Annotated in this window: 9 protein-coding genes; all 9 read left to right on the top strand. The window is 60.6% G+C overall.

The window, feature by feature from the left end; all coding sequences use genetic code 11:
* Positions 1–14: 14 nt before the first annotated feature.
* The 9 genes from L6R21_01470 to L6R21_01430 all read left to right on the top strand — a co-directional run bounded on the left by L6R21_01470 (position 15) and on the right by L6R21_01430 (position 13092).
* Positions 15–1067, top strand: coding sequence for an efflux RND transporter periplasmic adaptor subunit (locus L6R21_01470; protein MCK6557840.1), 1053 nt, complete (start codon positions 15–17; stop codon positions 1065–1067).
* Positions 1068–1188: 121 nt separating this feature from the next.
* Complete coding sequence (locus L6R21_01465) at positions 1189–4305, top strand: efflux RND transporter permease subunit (GenBank protein MCK6557839.1); 3117 nt, start codon at positions 1189–1191, stop codon at positions 4303–4305.
* 90 nt (positions 4306–4395) lie between these two features.
* On the top strand, positions 4396–5937 hold the full coding sequence (locus L6R21_01460) for a YifB family Mg chelatase-like AAA ATPase (GenBank protein ID MCK6557838.1): 1542 nt from the start codon (positions 4396–4398) through the stop codon (positions 5935–5937).
* Positions 5938–5973: 36 nt separating this feature from the next.
* Positions 5974–6321 carry a hypothetical protein gene (locus tag L6R21_01455; GenBank protein ID MCK6557837.1) on the top strand — a complete coding sequence of 116 codons (348 nt, stop codon included), beginning with the start codon at positions 5974–5976 and terminating at the stop codon, positions 6319–6321.
* 73 nt (positions 6322–6394) lie between these two features.
* Complete coding sequence (locus L6R21_01450; GenBank protein ID MCK6557836.1) at positions 6395–6757, top strand: STAS domain-containing protein; 363 nt, start codon at positions 6395–6397, stop codon at positions 6755–6757.
* A gap of 384 nt (positions 6758–7141) precedes the next feature.
* A complete protein-coding gene (locus tag L6R21_01445) occupies positions 7142–7357 on the top strand; it encodes a DUF2905 domain-containing protein (protein MCK6557835.1) in 216 nt (71 codons plus the stop codon).
* Position 7358: 1 nt separating this feature from the next.
* Positions 7359–8693 (top strand): nodulation protein NfeD, encoded by a 1335-nt coding sequence (locus tag L6R21_01440; GenBank protein MCK6557834.1) that lies wholly within the window; start codon positions 7359–7361, stop codon positions 8691–8693.
* Positions 8694–8729: 36 nt separating this feature from the next.
* A complete protein-coding gene (locus L6R21_01435; GenBank protein MCK6557833.1) occupies positions 8730–9494 on the top strand; it encodes a slipin family protein in 765 nt (254 codons plus the stop codon).
* 823 nt (positions 9495–10317) lie between these two features.
* The gene (locus L6R21_01430) at positions 10318–13092 is read left to right on the top strand and encodes a TonB-dependent receptor (GenBank protein MCK6557832.1); all 2775 of its coding nucleotides are present in this window, start codon (positions 10318–10320) and stop codon (positions 13090–13092) included.
* Positions 13093–13118 lie beyond the last annotated feature (26 nt).

Genomic DNA, 13118 nt, shown 5'->3' with positions numbered 1-13118 from the left:
AAAAGGGCCAATACATGACTTGTAAAAGATTCAACACGCGATTTCTGCCCGTGGCATTGCTGCTGTGGGCTTGCAATCCCGGAGAAGACAAGTCCGCGGCAGACTTGACCATTCCGGTGGTGGTGGAAAAGGTCAAGCGCGGGCCGATCGCCGCCTATGTTTCCGCGACCGGCACGCTGCGGGCGCAGCGTGAAGAGCGGGTGATCGCGGAAGTCGACGGCATTCTGCGCCTCGCCAAACACAACGGCGTCAGCCTCGCTGCCGGCATGCGCGTGCAGGCCGGGCAACTGCTCGCGGAGATCGAAAATCAGGAATACCTGCTCACCGTGCGCGTGGAGTCGCAAAAGCTGGCCATGGCCAACGCCGAGCGCGAGCTGCAAAAGCAGGAAGCCCTGTTCCGCGAAGGCGGCGTCACGGAGAAGGAGCTCGAATTGGCGCGGCGCAATGCCTTGGACGCGCGCTTGAACTTCGAAGCGGCGCAGCTCAAGGCGGGTAAACTGCGGCTGACCGCGCCGCTGACCGGCTATCTTGCCAACTTGCAGAGCAATGCCGTGGGCACGCGCGTGCCAGCCGGCTTCCGGCTGTGCACGATCATGGACTATGCCACGGCGCTCGTGCCCGTCAACCTGCCGAATACCGATCTCGACCGCGTGCAAATCGGCCAGGAGGTGGTGGTGAGTAACTATGCACTGACGGATCAGACTTTCAAGGGCAGGGTGACGGCAATTGATCCGACGATTGATCCGCAAACGCGCACGTTCACCGCCACGATTACGGTGGAAAACGGCCAGCTCCTGCTGCGGCCGGGCATGTTCGTCAAGGCGGAGATCGTCATCCAAAACCGGCCGGAGGCCATTGTCATTCCCAAAACCGCATTGCAAACGCGCGACAACCGGCCGGTCGCCTTCGTGGTGGAAGGCGCGAGCGCGGAATTGCGCGAGGTGAGCACCGGCATCGAGACGCGCGAAGAGATCGAGATTCTCGAAGGCTTGAATGAGGGTGAACGTCTGGTGGTCAGAGGGCAGGAGACGCTGCGCGACAAATCGAAAGTCCGCGTAACGGAATAGCAGAACCCGCGTGATCGGCGCGAGGCCGCACCGGATCTTCTTCGGCACGCGCGCGCCGTGCCGGGACCGGTTTCCGGCAGTCGTGGCCGGACCGCAAACACGTTGCCAAACCAAGTGAGCTATGAACCTTCCGCAATTTTCCGTCCGCTATCCCGTCACCATCGCCATGCTCATGCTGGGCATCACGATTCTCGGCGTCATTTCGTTCAACCGGCTGGGCACGGACTTGCTGCCGGCGATCTACAATCCCCGCATTGTGGTGGAAATCCAGTCGGGTGAGCGTTCGCCGCAGGAAATGGAACAACGCTTCGCCCGCCGGCTGGAAGGCGAGCTGGGCACGGTGAGCAGAGTCGTGGACGTGCGCACCATTTGCGGCCTCGGCCGCGTGCAGGCCACGGCCACGTTCAGTTGGGGAACCGACATGGATTTCGCCCTGCTCGACGTGCAGAAGAAAACCGCCGTCTATGAATCCGACCCCGAAATCAGCCGCGTCACCATCGCGCGCTTTGATCCGCAGGAAGAGCCGATCATGGTCTATGCGCTGCAAAGCAGCGGCGAACGCGACCTCGACGAACTGCGCCGGATCGGCGAGAACGTCATCAAACACACGTTGGAGAGATTGGACGGCGTGGCCCGCGTGCAGGTGTATGGCGGCATCACAAACGAAGTACGCGTGGAGCTTGAACCCTACCGGCTGGCGGCCTTTGGTCTGACGCCCGCCGACCTCGCCGCCAAAATTCGCCAGGCCAACGCCAACGCATCCGGCGGCCGGCTGGTACAGCAGGACAAGGCCTATTTGATCAAGGGGCTGGGCGCTTACACCGGTGTGGAAGACGTGGCTGCCACCGTGGTCGGTTACCAGGCTGCGGCCAACGGCGGCAGTGCGGACAGCACGCTGCCCGGCAGCCAGCAAGCCGGCAGCCAGTATGCGCCCGACAAAGTGCCGATCTACCTTTCCGAGGTGGCGCGCGTCAGCCTCGCGCCCGAAGAGCGCACCGATCTCGTCCGGCTCAATGGTGAAGAAGGCATCGGTTTTTACATTTACAAAGAAGCGAAAGACAACACCGTGCGGGTCGCGGCACAAATCCGTGAGGCGGTGGCGCGTACGCAGGCCGAATCCCCGGATCTGCGCTTCACGTTGATCTCCAGCCAGGCGGATTTCATCGATCAGGCCATCGGGGAAGTGAAGTCCTCGGCGATCATCGGCGTGGTGCTGGCCGTGCTGGTGCTGTACTTTTTTCTGCGGCATTGGGGCGCAACCTTGATCATCGCGCTCGCCATTCCGCTGTCGATTCTGGCGACCTTCACGCTGATGTACTTTCAACATCTCACCTTGAACATGATGACGCTGGGCGGTTTGGCGTTGGGCGCCGGCATGCTGGTGGACAATGCCATCGTCGTGATCGAGAACATCTTTCGCCGCCGCCAAAGCGGAGAGGGTGCAACCGAGGCGGCCATTCACGGCGCCAGCGAAGTGGGCGTGGCGATTTTCGCCTCGACAATCACGACCATCGTCGTGTTTCTGCCGATTGTGTACGTGCAGGGCATTGCCGCAGAATTGTTCAAGGATCAGGCCTGGGTGGTGGCCTATGCCCTGCTCGCCTCGCTGGTGGTGGCGTTTCTGCTGATTCCGCCGCTTGCCGCCCGGCTGCTCGCGGAAGAGCGTCAGGCATTTCAGCACCGCCGGCTGCATGCGCCGGTCTACGAGCGCAGCCTGGCCTGGGCGCTGCAACATCGCGGCGCAGTGGTGGGACTTACGCTGCTGCTGATGGCGGTCGCAGCAGCTTTGCTGCCGCAGGTCGGATCGGAATTCGTGCCGCGCAGTAGTGCGAACCAGGTGCAAATCGAACTCGCTTTGCCGCCGGGCACACCCCTGGAAAAAACTTCGGCAGTGCTGGCCGGCGCGGAAACGCAGGTGCGCCAATTGCTGGGTGAGCAGGTGAGCAGCCTTTACGCCACGGTGAATGTGGCCTCGGCGCAGGCGCTGTTTGCGGGCATGAGTGAAGGCGAGCATCGTGCGTCGGTCACGATCAATCTCGCGGCCGATAAAAACACCGACCCGGCGGCAGTGATCCGCCGATTGCGGCCGCAATTGCATCTGCCGGAGGTGCAAGCCACGTTTCACCTTCACGCGACCAGCCTGCAGCAAACCATTGGCACCGGCAGCGCGCCCCTGGTGGTGGAAGTGCGCGGCAGCGAGCTGGCCATGCTGCAGCAAATCAGCGAACAGGTGGCGGCGGCGCTGCGGCCGCTCGACGGCCTGCAAAACATCGCAACCAGCTTTCAGAGCGGCCGGCCGGAGATCAATCTCCGCATCGATCGGCTGCTGGCTGCGAGCTTCGGTCTGGATGTGCAACAAATCGGCGAGCGCGTGCAAGCAAGGCTGGCCGGCGAAGTCGTTTCTGATTTCTACAGCGCCGGGGAAGACCGCAATATTCGCCTGGCCTACTCACCGGCAACCCTCGCTGAGCTGGCCGAGATGCCGATTCAGGCGCCCACGGGCGCGGTGTTGCGGCTGCGCGATCTCTCGCAACTGGTGCCGGGCGAAGGCCCGAAGGAAATCCAACGCCACAATCAATCCCGCATCGCGCATGTCACGGCGCAGCTCGAGAAGGACATGACCTTGAGCCGCGCCGTGGCCGCGGTGGAAGCCGCGCTGCGCACCATTCCCCTGCCGCCCGAATACGAGTTGCGTTTTGCCGGTGAAGAGGCGGCGCGCGCGGAATCCTTCGCGCAGATGAAATTCGCGCTGCTGTTGTCGATCGTGCTGGTCTACATGGTTATGGCGGCCTCGTTCGAGAGTCTGCTGCACCCGTTTACCATCCTGTTGACGTTGCCCTTTGCCGGCGTGGGCGTGGTGTTCGCCCTGTTGCTGGCGCGCGAGCCGCTCAGTGTCATGGCTTATATCGGCGCCATTCTGCTGGCGGGCATCGCGGTCAACAATGCGATCGTGCTGATTGATTACATCAACCGCCTCAGGGCACAGGGCTGGCCGCGCCGCGAGGCCATTCAGCAGGCGGGCCGGGATCGCCTGCGCCCGATCTTGATGACCACCGGCACGACGATTTTGGCACTCGCGCCGCTCGCCGTCGGTTGGGGAGAAGGCGCGCGCTTGCGGGCCCCCATGGCCATCGCCGTGATCGGCGGACTGCTCACCTCCACCGTGCTCACGCTGGTGGTGATTCCAGTGGTGTATGAATTGATCGACGACGTGCGCACCGCCCCAAGCGGCAGATGACCGCGGCCGGCAGCCGTGAAAGCGATTGACAAAAGAAACACGATTTCGTATATAGGGAGCGATTGCAACGTTCATTGACCAGGGGGTGGCATGCTTTCAAAAGTCTTGAGTGCCGCAGTGCTCGGCATCGATGCCTATGTGGTGACGGTGGAAACCCACCTCGAAGGCCAGTTGCCGGCCATTGCAACCGTCGGCTTGCCGGACGGCGCGGTGCGGGAATCGAAAGAGCGGATCGTGGCCGCGGTGAAGAATTCCGGTTTCACCTTTCCGCAAAAACGCATCACCATCAATCTCGCCCCCGCCGATGTGAGAAAAGAAGGCTCCGCCTTTGACCTGCCCATGGCCATCGGCATTCTCAGCGCCGCCGGCTTGGTCAGTGCGGCTCGGCTCGAAGACTATGTTGTGCTTGGTGAGCTTTCGCTGGACGGCGCGCTGCAGCCCATTCGCGGCGCTTTGCCCATCGCCCTTGCAGTGCAGCAGCAGGGCAAACGCGGCTTGATTGTGCCCGCGCAGAATTCCCGGGAAGCCGCGATGGTCAAGGAAATCGACGTGCGCGCCGCCAACTCGCTGACCGAAGTGGTGGCCTTTCTCGACGGCAAAAACGAGTTGCCGCGCTGCGGCTTGAATGTGGAGGAAGTTTTTTCCACGCATGGCAAATATGCCGTGGATCTGAGCGACGTGCGCGGCCAGGAGCATGTCAAGCGCGCCATGGAAGTCGCGGCGGCCGGCGGGCACAATCTCATCATGATCGGGCCGCCCGGCTCGGGCAAAACCATGCTGGCCAAGCGCTTTCCGACCATCCTGCCGGACATGACGCTGGCCGAGGCCCTGGAGACCACCAAGATTCATTCAGTGGCCGGCATCTTGCCGCCCGACGCCGCGCTCGTGGCCACCCGGCCGTTTCGCGCGCCGCATCACACCGCGAGTTATGCCGGTTTGATTGGTGGCGGCCATGTTCCGCGGCCGGGGGAAGTCAGCATCGCGCACAATGGCGTGCTCTTCTTGGATGAGCTGCCAGAATTCGAGCGCAATGTTTTGGAAGTGTTGCGGCAGCCGGTGGAAGACGGCAAAGTGACGATTTCACGGGCTTCGCTTTCGCTGACCTATCCGGCGCAGTTCATGCTGATCGCCGCGATGAACCCCTGCCCGTGCGGCTATGCCACGGATCCGAGCCATGCCTGCTCCTGCACGCCGTTGCAGGTGCAAAAGTATTTGGCCAAAGTGTCCGGCCCGCTGCTGGACCGCATCGACATTCACATCGAAGTGCCGGCGGTGAAGTTCGCCGAGTTGGCCGGGGAAGCCACCGGCGAAAGCTCCACCGGCATCCGCACGCGCGTGGAAGCGGCGCGCCAGCGGCAGTTGCACCGTTTCCGCGCGCGGCCGCATTTGTTCTGCAACGCGCGCATGGAATCCAAAGACATTCGCAACTTCTGCCGGGTCGAGGCCAAGGGTGAAGCGCTGCTGAAGACGGCGATTACCAAGCTCGGACTGTCGGCGCGCGCCTACGACCGCATCTTGAAAGTGTCGCGCACCATTGCCGATCTCGAAGGCAGCGAAGCGATCTTGCCGGAATACGTGAGTGAAGCCATTCAATACCGTTCGTTGGACCGCCAGCTCGGCGGTCAAGCGTGAACGCCCGGGCGGCGGCACAGGGGAAAGGACAATCTGGTGAACTTCATCACGTCGGAATTTGCCAGTTACTATCTGCTGCTGTTCTTTTTCACGATTCTGTTCGTGCTGCAGATTTGGGCGCTCATCAGAATCAAGAAAATGATCCGGCACATTTTGGAGATCTATCAAAAGCTGGAGCAAAGCCGGGCCGCAGTGCCGGCGGCCGCCCGGGGCAAGCGCCGTGAGCCGCCGCGCATTTGCCAGAACTGCCGCTACCGTGAGACTTTTCTCACGCCGGCCGGCAACGCGACGTTTGTCTATCGCTGCGCCTTGCACCAGCAAAAGATCAAGCTCAGCGACTTCTGCAGCAAGTTCGAGATGGACGCCCAAAATGCGGACATCTGATCGTTCGCCCGTGCAGTGAGCGCGCTGCCGGGCCGGGCATGACGGGCATCAATCCGATCGAGCCGGAGCAAACATGTCAACTTTTTCAACCATTGTTGTACGCCAGGAAGGTGAGATCACCGTGATCGAGGCGCTGCCGCGGCGGATTTATCTGCAGGTGGTGGAGGCCTTTCGCTCGGAATTGCAGGAAATCATCGCGAACACACGTGGCGAGGTGCTGATCGACCTGGGCAAGGTCAGCGTCATGAACAGCGCCGGTTTGGGGGTGCTGATCGCGGTGCATGATCAACTGCAGCGGCAAAATCGGCGGCTGGTGATCTGCAATCTGCTGCCGGTGATGATGGAGATTTTCAGCCGGATGAAACTCGAGACGTTGATTCCGGTGGCGAAATCGCAGGAGGAGGGCATCAAACTCTTGCAGGCGGGCCCCAAATAGAAATCCCTGCTTCCGAGATATGGGCCTTCAAAGAACCGTGTTGCACACGGTGGGTGCCGCCTTCTCGTTTTTTACTTCCACTAGATCCCGCCGAAACGGGATGAGGCATGTAATACACGAGAGAGAGCTAAGTTCCCAGTTTGAAGGTGTTGGCTCTTTGATTGTTACCCACACTACGGAACGCAGGGATTTTCAAACTCGCAACACATTCATGATTGCTTTCAAAATCCAGCGGCTAATCTAAGAGAATCGTTACAAAAGTCAAGCACAAAATCTCGCGGTCACGCGCGGTTGCCGCATGCATGTGATTTCAACCGCAGTCTGACTGCCTTTCCTCAGCATGATGGCGCGAAAGATTTTCTTTCGGCCCGGTCACACCGCCCTATGCAAGATCTCGGACGCCTGCTGCTCCTGCTCGGCACGCTGCTCCTCCTCGCCGGTTTGGTTCTGACGTACGGCAAATCGCTGCCGTGGCTGGGCAAACTGCCGGGCGACTTCCTCATTCGCAAAGGCAATTTCACATTCTATTTTCCCCTGATGACCGCGATCGTGCTGAGCCTGGTGCTCACGCTGTTGATGTATTTGCTCAGGAAACGCTGACATGAAACCAAGCCATACATTCCTTCCCCGCCTGTTGGCAGGTGCCGTGGTGCTGGCCGCTGCCTGTTGGAGGCCGGCAGCCGGCGCAGCGGAAGCGCCGGCAACCGTGGCCGTGATTCGCATCAACGGCGCGATCAATCCGCTGACCGCCGAATACATCGTCGATGCCATTGCCGCCGCGGCTGAGGAAAAACGCCGCTGCCTGATCATCGAGCTGGACACGCCCGGCGGACTGATGGAATCGACACGCATCATCACCAAGGCCATGCTCGCCAGTGAAGTGCCGGTGGTGGTTTATGTATCGCCGACCGGCGCCCGCGCCGCTTCGGCGGGCGTGTTCCTATCCTATGCCGCGCACGTGGCCGCGATGGCGCCCACCAGCAACATCGGCGCCGCGCATCCGGTCAATCTCGGCGGCGAAGGCGGCAAAGCCGATTCCACCAACACCATGATGGAGAAAGTGACCAACGATGCCGTCGCCCAACTCAAGGCGGTGGCGGAGAAGCGCGGCCGCAACGCGCAATGGGCAGAAGATGCCATCCGCAAAAGCGTGTCGATCACGGCGAAAGAAGCGCTGGCGCTCCACGTCATCGATGTCATCGCGCCGAGCGTGGACAGTTTGCTGACCCTTCTCGACGGCCGCTCAGTGGAGCTGGTCAATCGCGTCGACACGCTGCGTACCGCCGGCGCCCAAATCGTGGTACAGGAGATGAACTGGCGGCACAAGCTGCTCGACCGCATCTCCGATCCCAACATCGCTTACATCTTCATGCTGCTGGGCATCTACGGCCTGTTCTTCGAGCTCTCCAATCCCGGCGCGGTTTTGCCGGGCGTGTTGGGCGGCATTTTCCTGATTCTCGGGCTGTACGCGATGCAGACCCTGCCGGTGAATTGGGCCGGCGTGTTGTTGATTCTGTTCGGCGTCATACTTTTCATCATCGAGGTCAAAGTGACGAGCTATGGTGTGCTCACCATCGGCGGCATCGTGGCAATGTTCCTGGGCTCGCTGATGCTGTTCAAGGAGCCGACCACGGACTTTGAGCCGGTTGCCAAGCTGTCGCTGCAGGTGATTCTGGCGGCGACGCTTGCCACCGCCGCCTTTTTCGTGTTTGCCGTGGGCATGGTGGTGCGCTCGCAGCGCCGGCCGGCGGTGACCGGCGCGGAGGGCATGATCGGTGAAATCGGCGCAGCCCTCACGCCGATAGCGCCTTTCGGCCGGGTGAAGGTTCACGGCGAGATTTGGAAGGCCAAAAGCGCCACGCCGATTGCAGCGGGCGATACCGTCAAGGTCACCGCCATCGAGGGCTTGTTGGTCTCTGTTGAGAAAGTGGAGTGAGTAAAAGAATCTAATCGCTGGTGAAGGAGGAGAAAGATGGGTTTGCCAATCTGGATGATTTTTCTGATCGTGTTCGGCATCATGCTGCTGGCGATGGCGATCCAGGTGGTGCGCGAATACGAGCGGCTGGTGGTCTTTCGTCTCGGCAAGCATGTTGGCGCGCGCGGCCCCGGCTTGGTGTTGATCATTCCGTTTGTCGAGCGCTTCATCAAGGTCAGCACGCGCACCATCACCATGGACATTCCGCCGCAAGATGTGATCACGCGCGACAACGTCTCCATCAAAGTCAATGCCGTGCTCTATTTTCGCGTGATCGATCCGAATCGCGCCGTGCTGGAGGTGGAAGATTTCCTGTTTGCCACTTCGCAGCTTGCCCAAACCACGCTGCGCAGCGTGCTGGGGCAGGCGGAGCTGGACGAGCTGCTCGCCCAGCGCGAAAAGATCAACAGCGAGCTGCAAAACATCATCGACACGCACACCGATCCCTGGGGCATCAAAGTCAGCATGGTGGAAGTCAAACACGTCGATTTGCCGCCGGAGATGCAGCGCGCCATGGCGCGCCAGGCCGAAGCCGAGCGCGAACGCCGCGCCAAGGTCATTCACGCCGAGGGTGAGCTGCAGGCCTCTACCAAGCTCGCTGAGGCGGCGCAAATCATGAGCGCCAGCCCGATTTCGGTGCAGTTGCGTTATCTGCAAACGCTGACCGAGATCGCCTCCGAGCACAACTCCACCACGATCTTCCCGGTGCCGATCGATCTGGTGAAGATGTTTCTGGATCGCAAAGAGACGGACGCGAAATAGTGTCTGTCCAGAAAACGGGAAGCGCGCACTTCCCGTTTTTTTGTGGGGGGGCTGCGACGCCAATCATTCCATTGAGTGCCCATCGCCAGCGCTGGCCGACGAAGCCGAAATGGCGAAACAGCGCCTGCAAAACGACAGTGAAAAATTCAAAAGATCCTGAGCGTCCGGCCCCCAACCGGCCATCGGTGTCAAGCTAGGAATCGTGAAATTGTCCCGCAGGGACATCCTGAAGTAGCCCAGTGATTCATCACTGGGTTGGAGGGAATCTTCCATTTTTTAGTCCCGCCAGGGGCGATTGAACCAGTTTTCCCACCAATGAATTGGTGGGCTACCCTCGAGCGTCCCTACGGGACTCCGCTTGACGCGCTCCGCAACAGCCGAAGCTACTCACATTTCTTGGCTTGACACTTGTGCCCCAACCGGCTCTTGACACTCTGGACTAGATTCTTATCTTGAAGCGCTATTTGGCAGTCGTGCGCCGGTTCGAGCCGGATTTTGTCCCACCCTTACCCATCCCTCACGGCCTGTAGATTCCCGCTGCTTCGACCAGCACTGCCGTGCGGATTGGCCTGCAGACGACAACGCCGTAGATTTTTATCATATCAATTCAAGGATGCTCTGGCGGCCAGTGGCCGCGGTCGTGCCTATTGCCCGCGAGGACAGGCGCGCCCAAGGACGTATTCCCGCCAATCCGGTTCAATACGGTCCAGGCACTGTGATGACATTCGGATTTGCTGCTATCGCCAGGTCGTGTGCACTTCATCCGTGACCACAAGCTGCGTCAACCAGCGTCACCCATTTCACCATATTCTCGGAGGGCCTAATGAAAAAAGTCATACTGCCCCTTCTCCTCCTCCTGCTGCTGCCGCTGGCACTGACCGCCGGCACAGTCGGCAAAATATCCGGCCGCGCGATTGACCGGGAAACCAGGGAGCCGCTGCTGGGCGCCAGCATTCTGCTCGAAGGCACGAGCCTGGGCGCCGCCACCGCTGTGAAGGGCGTCTACTACATTCTGAACGTGCCGCCCGGACAATACACGCTGGTGGCGCGCATGATGGGCTATGCCGAGCAGAGAATCACCAACGTGCGCGTCAGCGCCGACCTCACCACTGAAATCGATTTCGCCATGAGCGCGACAGTGCTGGAGCTGGGTGAGGGCGTCGAAGTGGTGGCGGAGCGGCCGTTGCTGCAGAAGGACGTGACCGCGACGCAGAACATCGTGCGCGGCGAGGAGATCACCGCCGCCGCGATCAACTCCTTCACCGGCGCGATGGTGCAGACCGCCGGCTTCGTGGTGATGGGTGTGGGCGAAGGCGGTGCGGTCAATGACTCGGAGGGCGGCGGCATTCACGTGCGCGGCGGCCGCGGCGGACAGCTCGGTTACATGATCGACGGCTTCTATGTGGAAGATGCGCTCTACGGCGGGCTGGGCTCAGACGTGACGCGCAACGGCATTCAAGAACTTTCCGTGCTCACCGGCACCTTCAACGCGGAATACGGCGAAGCGCTTTCCGGCGTGATCAACCTGGTGACCAAAGAGGGCGGCCAAAAGTATGAAGGCCTGTTGCGCTACGCCACCGATGAGCTGATGATCGGCAAGCTCGGTGACATCAAACACAACAACTGGCACACGCGCCGCCAGGAGTTTTCGCTCGGCGGGCCGGTGCCGATGCTCGGCAACAAGTTCCGCTTCTACACCTCCTTCGATCACCACGTCACCAACACCTATCTCAACGTCACCAAGAGCGTGCTGCCGGAGGAGGCCCGGGTGTTTGGCCGTCCGGATTCGCTGGCGATTCTCTACCTGGACGAAGACGGCTTTGTGCAATTGCCGGAATACTACCTCGAAGTCGTCAACGGCGTGCCGCTGCTGCGTGAGCGCGCCGCGCCCGGCACCACGCCGCAGGTGCAGAAGGCCGGCGCGGTGCACTATCACAACAACAACACCTTCAACTTTCAATATCGTGGCAACGCCAAGCTCACGTTCACGCCCACGACGACCACGAAACTCATCTTCGGGGTGGCGCTTACCGATCAGCGATACAAGAACTACAACCATCTCTTCAAAGCGCTGCCCAACAACGCCAGCCGCATTCACACACAGAGCGCGCTCACCAGCGTGACCTGGAACCACGCGCTCTCGACCAGCACCTTCTACACCGTGCGTCTGGGCGATTTCCGGCTGTGGGAACGCGAAGGCCCGGGCAAACCCTACGATCAACTGGTCGTGCCGCGCGCGGTGAGCGACGCCTTCGGCGGCCAGTCCAATTATGAATTCTACGGCGCCTATATCGACTACACCGCCGCGGGCGACACGGTGGTGGTGCTCTCCGATGACGATTTCACCCAGGGTTACCGCTCGTGGACGCAGAGCCTCAACTTCGACATGACCTCGCAGGTCTCGGCGCATCACCAGCTCAAACTCGGCACGGAATTCAAGCGTCTGGATTTGCGCAACCACATCGTCAGCAGCCTCAACACCTATGACATCACCACCTACTACCGCTTCAAGCCGCTGCAGGCCGCAGTCTATCTGCAGGACAAGATGGAATTCCAGGACATGGTGATCAACCTGGGCCTGCGCTGGGATTATCTGGATCCCAAGAGCGACTATGTCGAATCGAAGCGCGATCTCACCGCCAACCGGGTGATCGAGAAGGCCAAGAAGAAAATCCACTTCAGCCCGCGCCTGGGCTTCGGCTACCCCGTCACCGACCGCGCCGTGCTGCATTTTGCCTACGGCCAGTTCACGCAAAATCCCGATTACAATTTCTTCTACCGCGGCTTGAACTTTGGCGTATCCACCGCCGTGCCCGAAATCGCCGATCATTTCATCGTGGGCAATCCCAACCTCAAGCCGGAGCGCTCGACCGTTTATGAACTCGGCACCAAAGTACGAATCGCGGATGATCTCGCCGGCGATGTGACGGTATACTACAAAGACATCTTCGACTATGTCTCGACCATCTACTTCGCCGACGCCACGCCGCAGGATTATTTCACCTTCGTGAACGAGGACTATGCCAACGCCCGCGGCGTCGAAGTGACGCTCGAAAAACGCTTCAGCCACAATTTCTCCGGCCGTGTGGCCTACACCTTCTCGCGCGCCGAAGGCAATTCGGCCAGCGAGTTCACCCATTACAACGAGTACATCAACCAATCCGTGCTGCAGGAGATTCCACCGAAGAAATCGATCACCATGGATTGGGATCAACCGCATACGCTCAGCTTCGTGGTGGATATTCGCCAGCCGCGCAACTGGGGCGTGAACATTTACGGCCGTTTCGGCAGCGGCCTGCCCTATTCACCAGTGGATGCCCGCGGCCGCCTGCTCGAGGAAAGCAACAGCGCGCGCAAGCCCTGGACCGGCACGGTGGACGTGCGGCTGTCCAAGGAATTCTTCTGGCAAAATCTTCATTTCGAGTTGTTCTCCGACCTCACCAATGTGTTCGACAAGCGCAACGTCATCAACGTCTTTCAAACCACCGGCACTCCCTACCAAAGCACGGTGCCCGGTATCAGCGTGGAAAACGAAGAACGGCCTTATTTCTTTGGGCCGCCGCGCCACGTCGAACTGGGATTGCAGGTGGAATTCTGAAGGCCGTACGGCGGGACTTCGGCATA

This window comes from bacterium (assembly GCA_023150945.1).
GTDB lineage: Bacteria > Zhuqueibacterota > Zhuqueibacteria > Zhuqueibacterales > Zhuqueibacteraceae > Coneutiohabitans.
This window is presented reverse-complemented; position numbering and strand designations above follow the sequence as displayed.